The sequence below is a fragment of the Sphingobacterium sp. B16(2022) genome (assembly GCF_012030425.1).
In the GTDB taxonomy this organism is placed as follows: domain Bacteria; phylum Bacteroidota; class Bacteroidia; order Sphingobacteriales; family Sphingobacteriaceae; genus Sphingobacterium; species Sphingobacterium anhuiense.
Map to the genome: position 1 here is coordinate 1,209,473 of NZ_JAAUVN010000001.1, position 16,313 is coordinate 1,225,785.

The 16,313-nt window shown below is 35.2% G+C and carries 21 protein-coding genes; 11 read left to right on the forward strand and 10 right to left on the reverse strand.

The window, feature by feature from the left end:
• Positions 1-15 precede the first annotated feature (15 nt).
• Together HCX49_RS05290 and HCX49_RS05295 are read left to right on the forward strand one after the other, a co-directional pair.
• A complete protein-coding gene (locus HCX49_RS05290) occupies positions 16-684 on the forward strand; it encodes a DUF421 domain-containing protein (RefSeq protein ID WP_232789261.1) in 669 nt (222 codons plus the stop codon).
• Positions 685-853: 169 nt separating this feature from the next.
• Positions 854-1,327, forward strand: coding sequence for a ferritin-like domain-containing protein (locus tag HCX49_RS05295; protein ID WP_021188392.1), 474 nt, complete (start codon positions 854-856; stop codon positions 1,325-1,327).
• Positions 1,328-1,435: 108 nt separating this feature from the next.
• Here HCX49_RS05295 and HCX49_RS05300 read toward each other — a convergent pair whose 3' ends face one another.
• On the reverse strand, positions 1,436-2,479 hold the full coding sequence (locus HCX49_RS05300; RefSeq protein WP_132767789.1) for a DNA topoisomerase IB: 1,044 nt from the start codon (positions 2,477-2,479) through the stop codon (positions 1,436-1,438).
• A 94-nt stretch (positions 2,480-2,573) separates the two neighbouring features.
• Complete coding sequence (locus HCX49_RS05305; protein WP_132767791.1) at positions 2,574-2,822, reverse strand: Rho termination factor N-terminal domain-containing protein; 249 nt, start codon at positions 2,820-2,822, stop codon at positions 2,574-2,576.
• A gap of 296 nt (positions 2,823-3,118) precedes the next feature.
• Here HCX49_RS05305 and HCX49_RS05310 point away from each other — a divergent pair, with 296 nt between their 5' ends.
• Entirely contained in the window at positions 3,119-3,316 is a 198-nt protein-coding gene (locus HCX49_RS05310; protein WP_168126409.1) for a hypothetical protein, read from the forward strand.
• Positions 3,317-3,422: 106 nt separating this feature from the next.
• Here the strand turns inward: HCX49_RS05310 and HCX49_RS05315 are convergent, their stop codons facing one another.
• A complete protein-coding gene (locus HCX49_RS05315; RefSeq protein WP_021188388.1) occupies positions 3,423-3,635 on the reverse strand; it encodes a hypothetical protein in 213 nt (70 codons plus the stop codon).
• Positions 3,636-4,048: 413 nt separating this feature from the next.
• Between HCX49_RS05315 and HCX49_RS05320 the strand changes: the two genes are divergently transcribed.
• Positions 4,049-4,627, forward strand: a complete 579-nt coding sequence (locus HCX49_RS05320; RefSeq protein WP_168126410.1) for a hypothetical protein — start codon at positions 4,049-4,051, stop codon at positions 4,625-4,627.
• A 33-nt stretch (positions 4,628-4,660) separates the two neighbouring features.
• On the opposite strand, the gene HCX49_RS05325 is transcribed toward HCX49_RS05320, so the two are convergent.
• From HCX49_RS05325 to HCX49_RS05335, 3 genes are all read right to left on the reverse strand, one after another.
• Complete coding sequence (locus tag HCX49_RS05325) at positions 4,661-6,547, reverse strand: PAS domain S-box protein (protein ID WP_132767796.1); 1,887 nt, start codon at positions 6,545-6,547, stop codon at positions 4,661-4,663.
• Between the two features lie 99 nt (positions 6,548-6,646).
• Positions 6,647-6,832 (reverse strand): hypothetical protein, encoded by a 186-nt coding sequence (locus tag HCX49_RS05330; protein WP_021188383.1) that lies wholly within the window; start codon positions 6,830-6,832, stop codon positions 6,647-6,649.
• Positions 6,833-7,091: 259 nt separating this feature from the next.
• Positions 7,092-7,352, reverse strand: a complete 261-nt coding sequence (locus HCX49_RS05335; protein ID WP_206368250.1) for a SemiSWEET transporter — start codon at positions 7,350-7,352, stop codon at positions 7,092-7,094.
• Between the two features lie 589 nt (positions 7,353-7,941).
• Here HCX49_RS05335 and HCX49_RS05340 point away from each other — a divergent pair.
• Positions 7,942-8,718 carry a tryptophan-rich sensory protein gene (locus HCX49_RS05340; RefSeq protein WP_168126411.1) on the forward strand — a complete coding sequence of 259 codons (777 nt, stop codon included), beginning with the start codon at positions 7,942-7,944 and terminating at the stop codon, positions 8,716-8,718.
• A 29-nt stretch (positions 8,719-8,747) separates the two neighbouring features.
• Here HCX49_RS05340 and HCX49_RS05345 read toward each other — a convergent pair whose 3' ends face one another.
• Positions 8,748-9,470, reverse strand: a complete 723-nt coding sequence (locus HCX49_RS05345; protein WP_132767800.1) for an MBL fold metallo-hydrolase — start codon at positions 9,468-9,470, stop codon at positions 8,748-8,750.
• A 238-nt stretch (positions 9,471-9,708) separates the two neighbouring features.
• Here HCX49_RS05345 and HCX49_RS05350 point away from each other — a divergent pair, with 238 nt between their 5' ends.
• On the forward strand, positions 9,709-10,578 hold the full coding sequence (locus HCX49_RS05350; protein ID WP_168126412.1) for a DMT family transporter: 870 nt from the start codon (positions 9,709-9,711) through the stop codon (positions 10,576-10,578).
• Between the two features lie 105 nt (positions 10,579-10,683).
• Here the strand turns inward: HCX49_RS05350 and HCX49_RS05355 are convergent, their stop codons facing one another.
• Positions 10,684-10,899, reverse strand: a complete 216-nt coding sequence (locus HCX49_RS05355; protein WP_168126413.1) for a hypothetical protein — start codon at positions 10,897-10,899, stop codon at positions 10,684-10,686.
• A gap of 57 nt (positions 10,900-10,956) precedes the next feature.
• Positions 10,957-11,436 carry a hypothetical protein gene (locus HCX49_RS05360; protein WP_132840216.1) on the reverse strand — a complete coding sequence of 160 codons (480 nt, stop codon included), beginning with the start codon at positions 11,434-11,436 and terminating at the stop codon, positions 10,957-10,959.
• A gap of 257 nt (positions 11,437-11,693) precedes the next feature.
• Between HCX49_RS05360 and HCX49_RS05365 the strand changes: the two genes are divergently transcribed.
• From HCX49_RS05365 to HCX49_RS05375, 3 genes are all read left to right on the forward strand, one after another.
• The gene (locus tag HCX49_RS05365) at positions 11,694-12,215 is read left to right on the forward strand and encodes a ferritin-like domain-containing protein (RefSeq protein WP_206368252.1); all 522 of its coding nucleotides are present in this window, start codon (positions 11,694-11,696) and stop codon (positions 12,213-12,215) included.
• 65 nt (positions 12,216-12,280) lie between these two features.
• A complete protein-coding gene (locus HCX49_RS05370) occupies positions 12,281-12,433 on the forward strand; it encodes a lmo0937 family membrane protein (RefSeq protein ID WP_021188375.1) in 153 nt (50 codons plus the stop codon).
• Positions 12,434-12,469: 36 nt separating this feature from the next.
• Positions 12,470-12,670 carry a hypothetical protein gene (locus HCX49_RS05375; protein WP_132767806.1) on the forward strand — a complete coding sequence of 67 codons (201 nt, stop codon included), beginning with the start codon at positions 12,470-12,472 and terminating at the stop codon, positions 12,668-12,670.
• Between the two features lie 246 nt (positions 12,671-12,916).
• On the opposite strand, the gene HCX49_RS05380 is transcribed toward HCX49_RS05375, so the two are convergent.
• Positions 12,917-13,111 (reverse strand): cold-shock protein, encoded by a 195-nt coding sequence (locus tag HCX49_RS05380; RefSeq protein ID WP_021188372.1) that lies wholly within the window; start codon positions 13,109-13,111, stop codon positions 12,917-12,919.
• Between the two features lie 592 nt (positions 13,112-13,703).
• On the opposite strand from HCX49_RS05380, the gene HCX49_RS05385 reads away from it, so the two are divergent.
• Together HCX49_RS05385 and HCX49_RS05390 are read left to right on the forward strand one after the other, a co-directional pair.
• Complete coding sequence (locus tag HCX49_RS05385; RefSeq protein ID WP_168126414.1) at positions 13,704-15,143, forward strand: SDR family oxidoreductase; 1,440 nt, start codon at positions 13,704-13,706, stop codon at positions 15,141-15,143.
• A 69-nt stretch (positions 15,144-15,212) separates the two neighbouring features.
• Positions 15,213-16,295 carry an NAD(P)H-dependent flavin oxidoreductase gene (locus HCX49_RS05390; RefSeq protein ID WP_168126415.1) on the forward strand — a complete coding sequence of 361 codons (1,083 nt, stop codon included), beginning with the start codon at positions 15,213-15,215 and terminating at the stop codon, positions 16,293-16,295.
• Positions 16,296-16,313 lie beyond the last annotated feature (18 nt).

Below are 16,313 nucleotides of genomic sequence, written 5' to 3' on the forward strand. Positions count from 1 at the left end.
GGACGTATGTTTGAAATGAAAAAGATAATTTGGGAAGGCGCGGAATGGGATTTCCTTTTAGAAATTGTGGGACGGTCAGTCATCATGTTTATCCTGATATTGGTGATTCTTAGGCTTTCAGGAAAAAAAGGTGTAAGGCAATTAACGCTTTTCGAGGTGGCGATTATTCTGAGTCTCGGATCGGCGGCTGGTGATCCCATGTTTCAAGAAGAATTACCCGTTATTTATGCCTTTGTTGTATTATTTTCGGTTATCATTATCTATAAATTTATAACTTGGTTATCATCAAAATCGGTGTTTATCAATAAGATTTTAGAAGGCGAAGCGATGGTAGTTGTGAGGGATGGAATGTTTGATTTAAAACATGAACATGATGGTGACTTTTCAAAAATGGAATTCTTTTCCGAACTACGTAATCAGTCGGTTGAACACTTAGGTCAAGTGAGAATGGCCTTATTAGAAATTGATGGTTCGATGAGTATTTTATTTTACCCAGAAGATGAGGTGAAGTATGGTCTGCCTTTATTTCCAGATGATTATAAAAAAGTTGAATCATTTCAGTTATATGACTTTCACGCCTGCATGTATTGTGGTTTTATCGAACAATTGCATAATAGAGAATCAAAATGTCCACGATGTAGACATACAGAATGGAGTAAAGCAATCAACACAAAACGAAATTAATCTATTCTTTTAAAGCCATCATGCATGCTTCAGTACTTCCCCTAGGGGTTATAAATACGATTCAAATGTTCTAAATACCCGAAATGATTATGATTTAAACTATTTCTGCCTTGAGGTTGTTTTCTAGATAAATCAAGAGTTTTAAATTTATATTTCAAAAAATAGAGCTATGGAAAACAGAGCAAATGATCCGGCAATTATCAATGATCTGATAAAAATTAACAACGATAGGATAGCTGGATATAGAGAAGCATTAGATCTAGCACATAGTATGCGGATCGATGATCTAGGTGGTATATTTGCCAAATATATCCTGCAGTCAGAACAGTTTATTACCGAGCTTACTCCATATGTCACACTTGAAGGTGAACAACCTACAGACAGTACGATGTTGAGCGGTAAACTTTTTAGACTTTGGATGAATATAAAAGTTAATATTTCGGGAAATGATCGTAAAAGTCTATTGGAAAGCTGTGAAAAAGGAGAAGATGCTTTTAAAGCTACCTATAGGAAGACCCTTGAAGAAGATCGGGAGGCTTTATCCATCCATGTGGTCAGCTTAATTGAAAATCAATTAAGTAAACAATTGGTTGCGCACGACCAGATTAAATTGTTACGAGATACCATTTCCGATACGATTTAATTATATCAAGCGTTTAGTATAAAAAATCATTTCAATATTGAGGTTAACAGGGAAAAGGGGCAATTGCCCCTTTTTTTTATAGTTTGCACGATGATCAAATGTAATAGGTTATTTTTCACAACGTGATCTGATAAATTTCAGCAGCGCTTTTTCGGTCGCACCATCTGTATTTTGCACCATTTTCCGTTTAAGTTTTAATAATTCATTTTTTAAATCACCATCTACATACTGTTTCTGCAATTCCGGATGAATATAATAGTTCCTTGTAACTGATCTGGTATTGCCGAGTTGTTTAGCGACATGATCAAGGATGGTGACCAGTACTTTTTTACGTTCAGAAATAAGTTCGCCATAAGGCTCATTAGCCATCATCATAAAGGCAAGCGTGCAACCTGCCCATGTACGGAAATCTTTACAGGTATAATCTTCTTGCATCGCTTGTTTTAAATAGCGGTTCAGATCTCCTGAATCAAGCCGTTGAATAGCACCATCATGATCGTAATATTGAAAAAGCTCCTGACCGGGGATTTCTTTGACGTTTTTAAGCATTTTAGCTATTTTTGCTTCCTTGATATAAACCTGCTGAAGTACGCCTTTTTTCCCTTTAAATTTAAAAAAGATTTCATTTTTGTCAATTTTGACATGTCTGTTTTTCAATGTGGTGAGCCCATATGAGCCGTAGTTATGTTCATAGGATTTGTTTCCTGCACGTATGTAAGTTGCATTCATGGTAGAGATTGCAATCGCACAGACTTTTTCTTTGGATAATTTCTTTTTCCGTAGATCTTTCCGCAATTGCGTGCGGAGTAGTTTCATCTTATTTGCAAAGCCCAGTAAACGATCAAATTTTTTGACATTCCGTATGGTTGACCAGTCCAGATGATAAATATATTGCTTCCTACCACGCTTATCAATACCTGTTGCCTGTATATGACCATTTTTAAATTTGCATATCCAGACATTTTCCCATGCTGGTGGAATCACAAGAGACGCTATCCGCTTTAAAGTATTTTTATTTTTGATAGGCTTGTTCTTGGATAGATAAGTGAATTTGCCTTTTGTGTATGTGCGGCAATAACCAGGTTCCGTATCTGTAACGTAACGTAGATTTAGAGCGACAGATGGGTGAGATGAAGGTGTTAATGTTTTCATGTGCTCCAAATTTGTGAAGGAAATGTTTTGTTAATATTCAATTCCGCCGCCACATGTAATGCGGAAGAAATTATTTTGATTAATTGAAATAAATTTAATGGTTCCTAATAGCCTTTATCAGTTCATCTTTTTTCATTGAATGCCTACCGGCTATGCCAATTTTTTTTGCTTCTGCAAGTAGATCCGATTTTGTCCTCGAATCCAAGTCAGTAGCTTCTCCGCCTTTCTTGCTGGCATCCGGAGAATTTGCAATTCGTGCGGATTTTTCCTTACTCATTCCTTTCTTGCGTAATGCTTCATATTGAGCATCGTCTTTAATCTGTTTTCCGTGATCTTTTGCCATTGTTTTACATTTTAAAGTTTACATTACTCTCTTCTTAGCTGAGATTTCCCAAAGTAAGAACGGCTTGAAACGAACAATGTTTAAGAAGACGCTTCGAATGCGTAGTATTTGAAAAAAACAGGTATTTTCTTACTATTCTGGATAGAAAGTTATGATTTTATCAATCAGGTATTTTGACTTGTAGTCTCACGTACATACAATGATTTCTTACCAAATTATACCTGTTTTAAAATATTTTATTAACCACTTTTATTTCACTTTGTTTTATAATAGTATTTCCGTTATAACTTTTAAATATGAAAAACCTGATTGTACTTTTATTTATTCCGGTCCTGTCATTTTTAGGCTTAGTGATTAATCTGCTTATTGCTATGCTAACCCGCATCAGACTAAGAGCATATTCATTTTTTAAATCAGAAGACAAGGGTAAGAAAAATTTCATTACTGCAGTCCTGATTAATGGAATTTACAATAGCGACACGATCTTTATATAGCAATCTGCCATTAAGAATGCATCGTATTGTGATTATTATCATATTAATGAACCATTTAGGTAAATTTCAAATTATTGATATAAATTAGAGTGAAGCTGGTAGATGATCACGTATCGTGATCATCCATAAGTTTTGCGATATTATTATCAGCCTCCTTTTTTGCAAAATGTTCTCGCGCAAGCTTTAGTCCTATTGCAATAGCCGTTCCTTCACTGGCGCCTTCTTTTAATAGCGCATTCGCAATTTCTACAGCTTTATCACGAATTTCAACGGGCTGGTTTTTATAGGACGGTGGATAATCATTGTTGTACCAGGGCATAAATTCTCCTTTCTAGTAGTTAAATAAACAATATCAAAGCAATGAGTTCCATAAAATCGGTGACTCACTAAAATCTTTTGTGAACTGTAATTGTATAACACATAAGCGCTTATAAAGTTGATTCTTATATTCCAGATAAAAAGAAATTATAAATTTTCTTCAAAAACCGAATAAAAAAGCAAACAACTTGAATTACAGATTTGTTCTATAATAACAACAAACTACTATGAAGTAAAATTTTTTATTTACCTAATCTCCTACATGTTATGCGATTCACTTCCTTATCCCGACCCTTACTTCTAGATCTCAAGTGCAGAGGATATAACTTATTGACGTCCTATAATTCTCTTGATTTATCTAACTCGACATGGCAACCTCTCCGGGTTCACAATGTACACGAATATCTTCTACAAATGAATTTTAATGGAAGTAATACTTATCTAAAAAAGCCGACCATTCTCGTAATAGATCAGATTTTAAAACACATAGATGATAATAAATTTGGTGGAGAAGTATTTGTAGAAGATGATCATTCGCAACGTTTGCAGCAGAAATGTAGACTATATGATCTTCGTTATCATTTCACAGCCAATCCAGAAATTTACGATTTTTCATTCGATCCACAACGGCTACTGATCCGGAATCATGCCTTACGTACGGGTGACCACGACATTTATTTTAAATACCTAGCGATGTACTATCAGGAGCATGTGACTTATGAAAGGCGGGATATAGAAGAACTGACCGAAACGCTAATGTGTCTGGATGCAAATCAAGCTGAAAAATGGTTTAAAAAGCATCATGTAACCGTTATGGAATCAGATATTTGGATATGCGACGAAGATGCTATTCTGAAAGTACTTGCTGTGAAAGAGCATGACCATCATTGGGGAATTTTAGATGATACAGAGGAAATGATCTATAATCTAATTAACCCGCAAGAACTCGTGTTATTACGTGATATTTTCTGGATAGATCCCAGGATAATTTAATGACTAATTGGACGTTTCTATTTATGTTTATTCCTAGCTAGGGATTGGATCACCGATCTCATCAAGTGAAAAGTAGAAGGTCGTTCCAGATCCTTTCTCGCTTTCTACTTCAATTGCTGAATCATGATAACGCAGGATCTCAGAAACAATGTAAAGCCCGATGCCGAACCCTGATATGTGTGCAATTTCATCATTATCAACTCTGTAGAAACGGTTAAATAACTTTTCTTGATCTTCTTTAGCAATTCCGATACCTTCGTCACTAACAAACAATTTGACTTTCCCGTCTTTTTTCTCACAACCAATCGTGATGGTACCACCGGCAGGTGAATATTTTATTGCATTTGAAATCAAATTGGTAAAGACCTGTGCTATTTTATCATGATCTGCAAAGATTGTAATTGGTTCTGCGCAGGCAAACTTAATTTTATGCTTAGATATCATCAATTGCGCTTCCTCTCGCACTTCCTCAAATAAAGATAGAAGTGTTATGGACTCTTTATTTATTTGCAATTGATCTTCTTCAATCCTGGCGAGGCTGAGGAAATCCCGTATCATGGCAATCATTTTTTTAGATTGGGTTTCAATTTTGTTACTCATCTGTTTACCCAGATCATTTTTATTGTCCTGGTAATTTTTCTGCATGATCTGAGTAAATAATAAAATGGAGGTAAGCGGAGTTTTCAGTTCATGGCTCACCATGGAGATAAAATCATTTTTCCTCCTTTCTTCCTGTTTTTTTTCAGAAATATCCCTAGCAATTTTTGAAACTCCTATTATTTGACCAGCACTATCCCTGATGGGTGATATGGTTAGAGATACGTCCAGCAGCTGTCCCGTTTTAGAGATACGAATAGTCTCAAAGTGTTTTAATGATTGACCAGCTCGTAATTTCGCAAGGATATGATCCTCTTCACTTTTGCGGTTTTCAGGAATTAACTTCAAAATAGGCTGACCGATTATTTCACCAGCTTTAAACCCAAATAATTCTTCTGCTGCAGCGTTCCAGCTTGTTACGATGCCTTCTAAAGTTTTACTGACAATGGCGTCATTGGAAGAATTAACAATTGCCGCCAGTTCAGCATTTTTAGTTTCCGAATTTTTAAGTTCAGTAATATCAAGTACCGAACCAATAATTCTATGCATCTTATTTGTATTATCCATATAGGTAGCTCCTTGAACGCGTATCCATATGGTACTATTTTTATCGCTCTTTAATACCCGGCATAGAAAATCAAAGTGTGAATTGGAACTGCTTTCTTTTAGCTTTTGTATTATAAAGTTAACGTTATTTTGATCCTCTGGGTGAAGGAGCTCTAAAATGTGGTGGTAGTTAAGGTCATTGAGGTGTAGCCCAAGAATTTTTTCGGCTTGTTTAGAAATATAGAGTTTGTTTTCTTCAAAATCCCAGTCCCAAGTGCCTAGATCAGTGGCCTCAATGGCCAGTCTAAGTCGTTCTTCACTCTCTTCCAGTAAAGTCATGAGCTTGTTTTTCCTTTTTTCTTCTTCAACCAGCGGCGTTACATCTTTTGTAAAACAGCGCGAATGTATAAACTTTCCATCTTTGAAAAGTACATTTGAACTGATTACAACATACTTAATAGAACCATTTTTACATTTCAATCTTGCAGGAAAATCCCGTATGGTTTCTTTGGCGGTAAGGCGGTTAAGAATTTCTTCGATTACTGCTGCATCCTTATGGAAATCACTGATCGGATGGCCAATATATTCTTCTTTGTCATAACCCAGTAGATCTAATTCTGCTTGGTTTGCCCAAATAATAATCCCGCTCTCATCCACCCAATGTAATGGGACAGAACCATTTTCAATAAAGTCGGAGAGTTCAGCAACGCGATTTCTAAGTTCATTATTTTCCTTTTCCAGAATTGCTAAATTATCAGATATATCAATCTTATTCATGCTGTACGTCTCTTTTTGTATTTAAAGATAAAGAATAACTGCACAATTATGTACTAATAGTCATATAAATTAGCAATTAAGGAAGTTTTTGGAATTGCATTACGCTTCGTCCTTGGTGTTTTTAACCAAGCCTATTCCAGAGAAGAAAAAGATTAGTCCAATAATTCCGACTACGATGAGCGTCGTATAAGCCGTACTCTTATTAACCAATTCATAGCCCGTATAAATCATTCCTACAACACCTAATAGCGTCAGTATCGTTCCGAAAATTCGTTTTACATTCATCTTTTTTTATTATAAGTGATTTTTTTTGAAATTTTATCTTACCAACATCATACTTCCACCCAGAATAGTAAACTGTTATGGATAGCAATTAAGATTACCCTTATTCGGTTGCTGTCTTTTGGTTGCTAGTCATGGTTTTTGTTTCGTATTGGTTTTGATGCATTTCTTATACAACAACTGATAAAGCAAAAGGTTCGAGTTTTAGAGATTAGTAAAAAAGTAAATAGGTAATAAGGAGAGAAGATCCTAGTTGCTATACTTATTTGTCCTTAAATCTCAGGTAATAACTCAGTAAAAACAAATTGACTAGGACAGCAAAAGCGTTTGAAATAATAATCGGTAATTCATTCTTTATTATTCCATACCACACCCATAAGGATAAGCCCGTTATCAGAATAATGATCATGGGCAAAGAAAGGTCTTCAACGGTTTTTTCCTTAATCACTTTTAAAAGCTGAGGCAACATGGATATTGATGTTAAAATTCCGGCAGTGATTCCGATTAAATTTTCTAGGATCATAATTTTTATTTTTATAAAGTGCGTGAATATCCATTTTCTTTATGTTCGCTTTCGTATTTGTACCGTATGTTTAAATTAAATACGGGTTTTAGGACGCATTGTTGAAAATAAGAAGTAATAGTTATTAATTTTGATATTCGGTTCATCACCGTGCTATTAATTTGGTATATAAAAGGGTCTCAGCTTTGAACAGGCTGTGACCCTATTTTTTTGGCGAAACTATCTTGCTATAGAAATATGATGGTTTTCAAAAAGATTTACCAGGTAGAGCAACGTGTAAAAGTTATGTTTTACTTAAAATAAAATTCATGCTTCTCAGTGAGAATTATACAATTGACTAGAATTGCTTACGCTATCTTTCTGCACTAGGCAAAGTCTCGAATTCATCGAAAATTTGAATACAAATTCATTTGATCCCATCTTAATTATATTTCTTTTATCACTTTAGAACCTTTTTAGGATCAAAAAAGTTCGATGAAGTTGAAATAAATTGGCAAAAGAAGCTTTGATCCCATGAGGTGTAAATTTTAACATATGAATGGCAAACGACTACGTTGTTTGATTGTTATTGAATTATAATCAACATACTATGAAAAATATTACCCTTGCGATTACTAATCTTGTGGCTTTATTAACTACGATCGTTATTAATTACTTATCAAATACCGGTTTCATAAATGGCAGAACAATGAAAACTGTTTCCGATGACTATCATAACTTTTTTACTCCCGCGTCGTTTGCTTTCTCTATCTGGGGACTGATTTATTTGCTTTTGATCGGTTTTGTTACGTATTCATTTTTCATATTGAAAGCAAAGAAAGAGAGCCAAATTATAGATCGGGTAGGAGCATGGTTTACGGTTTCATGCCTGTTAAATAGTATATGGGTTATTGCTTGGTTGACAGATTATATCGGAATTTCTGTATTATTGATGATTTTGTTACTGCTAACGTTATTGAAGATTGTTGTGAATGTTAACGTAGCACTGACTAATCCTCCATTTCGTATTGTCGCATTCGTTTGGTGGCCATTCTCGCTATATGCAGGGTGGATATCGGTTGCATTAATCGCAAACATAGCCGCTTATCTCGTTAAAATCGATTGGAATGGATGGAATATTTCACCGTTATACTGGACAATGATCATGGTAATTGTAGCGGGTATTGTTAATGTTTTTATGACCTGGAAGCGTAATATGCGCGAATATGCTTTAGTAGGAGTATGGGCATTAATAGCTGTAGCGGTTGCCAATAGAGATAACGGAACAGCTATCTTCCTTGTTAGCATGGGTACTGCAGCAGTTATTGCTACAAGTTGCTTGATTCATGGCATCAAAAACTTTCGCGGCTTTGGAAATGAAATTTAAACAGCAGGATTAAATGGTCAGCTTAAATTTTAGAACTCTAAGATAGCTCTTTTCATGTCGTGATACAGAAGCACTTTCCAATGCTGCGCTTTTGCAAGTTTTTCCCATTCAGTACGTTGCTCCATGGCTTTCTTACCATCGAAATCGCTCTTAAATGCAATTGGATATTTTAAATAGCCTGCTGTTGGGAGGTTATCAGCACCGTAGAAGGCAATGCTTTCTTTGTCGCGAATTAAAAACACCTGATGAAAGGGCGTATGGCCGCCTGTCACTTCAAAAGAAATTTCTGAGCATATAACACCTCTATCATCGTCCATCCAAACAATGGTGCCATTTTCGGTAATAAAATCCAAAATGTCAAAATCAAAAGAGGGATTATTGGTCTTACTTTTAGCAAAAAGATATTCTCTTTTCTGTATATAAATCTTTGCATCAGGAAAATTCAGAAACCATTCATTTCCTTGTGTATTGACTAAGCCAGCAATATGGTCTTTATGGAGATGTGACAATAAAATAGTTGTAATACATGAGGGATTGAAACCGAGGGCTAGTAGGTTATTAAGTATTACGGGAGATCCTTTATGATATCTCCCTAGCCCTGCATCCAGCAAAACAACATGATCCTCAACCTCAATTAGAAAAGGCTGGACAGCCATTTTAAGGCCTGTCGCGCTTGCTAATTCTTCCAAAGGAGTAAATACCTTGTTTTTGTCGACGCAGAAGTCACCATCTTTTAATACATGAATTTTCATATAACAGCAAAATACTTTTATTCAGGGATATTAGCAAGCAGAAAAATACTATATCTTGCTTATGTTTAATAAAAAAAAGTTATTTTTGAATCAATCATGAATAGAAAAAGTAGCCTTCCTCCTCCAATAGCGTAATGTCCTATTAAAATAGATTGACATACTTTCGGCTGATAAGCCGTGTTCATCAGTATGTCAAAAATTTAGATATTAACTATAAAAAAGAAATACGCTCATTTTCATGAAAAAATCATATTTACGCTTACACATTGCTGTTATATTAGCCGGTTTTACGGGAGTTTTTGGTAAATTAATATCCTTAAACGAGGGTTTATTAGTGTGGTACCGAGTACTTTTATCAGCAATTATATTGTTCTTTGTTTTAAAGTTCCTTAAAAAAGATATCAAGCAGTCGATGCCCGAAAAACTTACTGTAAGTTCTGTAGGCATGTTGATTACCATCCATTGGATATTTTTCTATGCCAGTATAAAATATGCAAACATATCAATCGGAGTGGTCTGTTACTGTTTGACAAGCTTATTTACAGCAATTTTCGAACCTCTGATCAACAAAAAACCTTTTTCAGTCCCACAGCTTTTATTAAGTTGCCTAACTTTATTAGGCATCAGTTTAATATTTCATTTTGATTCATCTTATCAGCTTGGGATATGGCTTGGAGTTATATCAGCCGCATTTGCAGCATTGTATACTGTATTTAATGAGCGGTTGGTAAAAAAGCATGATAGCATCGTCATCAATTACTATCAAATGGTAGGAGGGACAATCGGTTTGGGAATACTATTACCATTTTATCTCTATTTTTTTCCAGTGACAACGTTGCTTCCTTCTACAACAGATCTACTCTACCTATTATTGCTAGCCGCTTTTTGTACCGTCACGTTGTATGTCCTGTTTGCGGAAGTTTTACGGGTAATACCTGCCTTTACGGTTAATTTAAGCTTCAATTTAGAACCTATTTATTCCATAATCTTAGCATTTATATTTTTTAATGAGGGTAAAGAGGTCAATACTTCGTTTTATTTAGGTTGTGCTTTTGTTATGTTATCTGTTATCTTACAGAGTGTATTTTCAAAACCAAAGCAGGTCTAAAGGTAAGAGCCGATTGCAATTGATGTAATCGGCTCTATTGTTGTGTTTTAGATTATTTTGTAACCTTTTGTGTGTCGGGCTATTCAGCTCGGTAAAGGCAACAACTTATTCCTGTATTCTTTTGATGGCATCTGAAATATCAAGTTCAACGTTGTTGTCATCAAAAAATGCATCTGCTACATCAGCGGAACAAATCATAAAATATTTTTCATTTTTAGAATTAATAAAAGTTGTTTTCACCACATTAGCTCCATCTATCAGCAGATTTTCACTAAATGTAGGAGTAAGGTCGTAAGTGTCTTCGTTTAAAATATACAACATCGCTATAATTTTTAAGTTTACTAGAATAATAAAAAGACTTTTCCAACATGAAGTTGCTTATGATCCTGTATGTGGCAATTTAATGTTTATCCACACCGGATATGGGAATTCTAATACATCAAGCGGTAATATATGATGGAGTATCAGGTGATCCTTTGCTAAGTAGTTATCTACATCATCTTCAGCAGGGATTGCAACAACCTTAAAAATGGCATCTTTATCTGTCGAATTAATATCCGATTGCAATAGGCGTACATTATAATCGATCAGCCATCTCGCCAATTCATCCTTTCCGAATCTTTTGAGATATAATAACTCCTTATCATAATTTAAGAGCTCTTCCTCTTCCTTATCAGGAAAAAAAGTATTGAGGAATTTAGCGTAAAGAGATTTATCCTTATTTCGTAATGTGTAATTTTTAATAATTAATCGCTGCGGACTATAATCAAAGCTAAAAGTTTTAGGTTGTTCTAGAGCCTCATAATACTCCTGATAGTTGATAAGTCGACCTTCCAAATTCATTTTTTCCTCTTCCATATATGTATTATTTTATAATTGTCATCTATAAAACAAATAGGACAAGAAGTGGTTTGCTTTTTTCTTATCAATTTTTCTTATATATTATTATTCTTAATAATACTTCGCTTTCAAAAGTCATTTGAAGACGAAGTATTAAATTTTTTATAACGAGATTTTTACCTAATATCTTCTTTTTTATACGCGTTCTATATTTCGTAATGAACTATTATCTGTCCCATAAGTTATTAGTGTAGTTTAAATTAAAACTTAAGATCATGGCTAAAAAAAACAAAGATGGCGAAATGCCAAATGCGCACTTACATGAATTATTTGTAGATGAGTTGAAAGATATTCTGGGTGCGGAAAAGCAACTGCTTAAAGGTTTAAAAAAGTTAGCAGACGGAGCTCATAGTGATAGTTTAAAAGAAGCATTTAAAACGCACTATAAACAGACAGAAGGGCAGATTGAAAGATTAAAAGCGGTATTCTCGAGTCTGGATATGACCGCTCGTGGTAAAAAATGTAAAGCGATGGAAGGCCTATTAAACGAGGCTGATGAAATTTTGGAAGAATTCCAGGATAGCCCTGAAGTACTGGATGCTGCTTTGATCGCCGCTGCACAAAAGGTGGAGCATTACGAGATTGCAACCTATGGTTGTCTTGTTACTTATGCGAAATTGATGGAACACAGTGAAGCAGAAGAACTGTTAGCGGCTACATTAGCGGAGGAAAAGGATACAGATGTATTATTGACTGAAATTGCAATGAGCGAAGCTAATCTCGGAGCAGCAAAATAAATTGATCAAGAACAGGCCGGTATATACTACCGGCTTCTTTATTTTAAATCTAATATTACTTTACTATGGGAAATATATTATACACAATCGCCGTAATTTTGATAATTATTTGGGCGATCAGTTTTTTTGGAGGATTTTTTACTGGTGGGATTATTCATATTCTATTAGTGATTGCCATCATCGTTATTTTATTGCGTGTTATCCGAGGGGGTGTTTAATCCCCCTTTATAGCTGAATTTTAGATTTTTAGTGCTATGAGAAAACCCGATATTTACAAGGAGTTAAATAATGGTAGACAATTTTTAGCTTGGATATTACATGATGATTCAAAAATTGTTGAAATCAGAAGCCCGGTTATAGTGGATGGCTTAATCGTAAATGTTGAAGTTGAGCGATATCATGAAAATAGAAAAATAGCGGTTTTAGAAATGGAGAATCTTTTAAATAAAGAATAGTAGCATTGGCTTTAAGTTGCTTATGCTCAGGTTTCTATCATAAATGTGCATTGCCGCTAGATGATTGAGGGCCAATTGAATACAGTTTTTTATGAGTTTGTAGAGGTTTCGCAGGATAAGCATATGAGATATGCACCATACTATTTGTGGGTGGGAGTGGTTATTGTAAAAAATGTAGTTAATTAGCATAATTGCTAATCACTACATCAGAAATAGAGAGAATTACAATATAATTCCCCAATTCTTTTATCTTGCTACGCGTACATTGAATGCGTTAACACCTTTTTGACCGTTTTCTACTTCATAAGTAACACGCTCGTTTTCACGGATGTCATCTAGTAAACCTGTTGAATGTACAAATACATCTTGACCACCATTTGATGGTGTAATAAAACCGAAACCTTTGGTAACGTTAAAGAATTTTACTGTTCCTTCTTGCATTATATTATAGTTTTTATTAAAAATTATTTAATTCTGTGCCACCCTTCATGTCATAAGATATAACTTGATAACTTGCGGAAGTCGATCGATCTGCTAGCAAGAAAAGGATGTATGTATTAGTAAAGGTTGATTGGAATCAAGCTCTACAGAGTACTGCGCACTTTTTATGAATAACAAAAATCGGTAAGTGATGTGGTGAATGATCACGTAAGGTACTTACTGGGACTAAATAACCACTACAATGCCCGATACTATCTCAAATATAAATATAAATAAACTATAATCAAATTATTTTTTCAAAAGTTATCAGTTTTTATTTAAGGTAAAATTGAAAAATACATAAATTAAATAGCAGAAGACTTACTTTTACCGATACAAATTGTTATTATCTTTACTTGGCGGAATGGAAATGTGAACGTACATTACTCCATGTTTTAGATGTCCAGTACAAGATCTATCATGTACATGGGGCATGGATAATACTTATTGACGTTGTATTTAACGGGCTGACTCTTGAACGATCACAGGACGCTTGAAGATAATTCTATTACGAAGTGGTGGATTATATGTTTCTTAATGAAAATCTTTACTGATGAAAATACTATTGACAGGAGCCACGGGTTATATTGCTCAACGCTTACTTCCAGTCTTGCTTGACAAAAAACATCAAGTTGTATGCTGTGTTCGTGATGTGAATCGCTTTGATAGGAGCAAATATGAAGGTTTTGATTTTGAACTGATAGAGGTCGACTTTTTGAAGAATGATTTTTTGGATCAAATTCCGCAGGATATTGATGTCGCTTACTATCTGATGCATTCGATGTCATCCTCAGAAAACGATTTTACAGAGGCCGAACTTACTGTAGCTGCTAATTTTAAAGCAAGTATCGAACAAACAAATATTAAACAAGTTATTTTTTTAAGTGGTATTGTTAATAGCAAAGAGCTTTCAAAACACCTGCAATCACGTTTAAATGTTGAAGAACGTTTACAATCGCACCATTATGCTTTAACTACTTTAAGAGCTGGAATTATCGTAGGGTCGGGTAGTGCGAGTTTCGAGATCATAAGAGACTTGGTCGAGAAGCTACCGGTTATGATTGCTCCGAAATGGTTAAAAACAAGGTGCCAGCCAATTGGCATTCGTGATGTCCTCTCATTTTTAGAAGGAGTGCTTATGAAGGAATTTACCTTTAATAGAACCTATGATATCGGTGGGCCTGATGTAATGACATATAAGGACATGCTACTCCGTTTCGCACAAGTGCGAAAACTTAAACGCTGGATCATTACCGTTCCTGTCATGACACCCAAGTTATCTTCTTATTGGCTATATTTTGTTACCTCTACTTCGTTTCCATTAGCCAGTAGTTTAGTTGAGAGTATGCGGGTAGATGTAATAGCAAAACCTAATGATCTACAGGAAAAAATTAATGTAAAACCTATGCGTTATGAACAAGCTATTGAATTGGCCTTTGGTAAGATCGAACAAAATCAAGTCATATCGAGCTGGCGAGATGCACTGAATATAGAAAGGTATCCCAACAGCTTTGTTAAACTTATTGAAGTTCCGCAAGACGGGTGTTTTAAAGATGTCAGATCAATGAAATTGGATGATGTGGATCTTGCCTTGCGTAATATTTGGTCAATAGGAGGGAAAACAGGATGGTATTATGCAGATTGGTTATGGGGTATTCGTGGATTTTTGGATAAACTGGTTGGCGGGGTTGGTTTACAAAGAGGAAGAACAAATTCAGATACGTTGTCTACAGGCAGTGTCATTGATTTTTGGAGAGTAATTCTTGCAGATAAAAAAGAACGTAGACTACTGTTATATGCCGAAATGAAATTGCCAGGAGAGGCCTGGTTAGAATTTAAGATTGATCAAGATGATACGTTTACCCAAACAGCAACATTCCGGCCACTGGGTATATCCGGTAGATTGTACTGGTACTCTGTTTTGCCTTTCCATGCTTTGATTTTTAAGGGTATGATGCAAAACATAGCAAAAAAAACGACTAAAAAGATGTAAAATTATGCTTTATATTTGTTTATGAACTTCTTAAATAAGATGTAAAGCTGGAATTTAACACCCCATATCATGAACTGGAAAAATAATATAACCAAACTATTAGACGTTGAGTATCCCATTATACAAGCACCAATGTTTGGTGTTACAACTCCAGCAATGGTAGCTGCGGCGACTAATGCAGATTGCTTAGGTACTCTTGCCCTGGGCGACCTGCCTGCTGAAAAATGTATTGAACATATTCGCGCAACAAAGCAGTTGACAAAAAATAACTTTGCGGTGAATATTTTTGTAAATGATATACCTGAACTGACGGATACGTTAAGAGAAAAATATACTGAAACCAAAGATTTTATTGAAAATATTGCACGTGAACACCATCTCGATGTTCATCTGCCCAGCATTGAAGAAATACAGATCAATAGCTATCATGACCAAATTGATGCTCTTATTGCGGAAAAATGTAGGTTTGTAAGTTTCACTTTTGGTAATCTTGACGAACCAAGTATTTATAAGTTAAAAAATAATGGCACCCTGCTTCTGGGAACCTGTACATCTGTTAGTGAAGCGGTTATTTTAGAAAAATCTGGAGTTGATATTGTTTGTGTGCAGGGACTTGAGGCTGGCGGACATCGGGGTAGTTTTAGTCGCGATGACATACCTGCCATAGGAGGTTTATCTTTGTTACCTCAAGTTTATGATAGCGTCAATATACCGATTATTTATGCAGGCGGTATCTACAATGCCAAGACCTTACTGGCTACGCAACTCCTGGGAGCACAAGGATTTCAACTCGGAAGCCTCCTCTTGGGATCTTCAGAAAGTGCGTTAGAACAATTTGAAAAACAGCGTTTAAGGGATGTCGATGAAACAGCTATTGCGCTTACTAAAAGTTTTTCGGGACGTTATGCACGAGGTATCAAAAATGTTTTTACAAATCTAGTAGATGAAGGACATATATTGCCTTATCCTTATCAGAATAAGTTAACCGGCGAACTGAGAAGAGTCGCAAAAGCGAACAATAATAGCCAGTTTGTTAGTATTTGGACAGGTCAATCTAATAATGGGTATAGTGGGAAATCTACAGCTGAAATTATTAAAAAGCTGATCACAGAAGTGGAGAATTTGTATAGCATTAAAGAGGATAGAAAATAAGGAGCTACGATTTCTGAT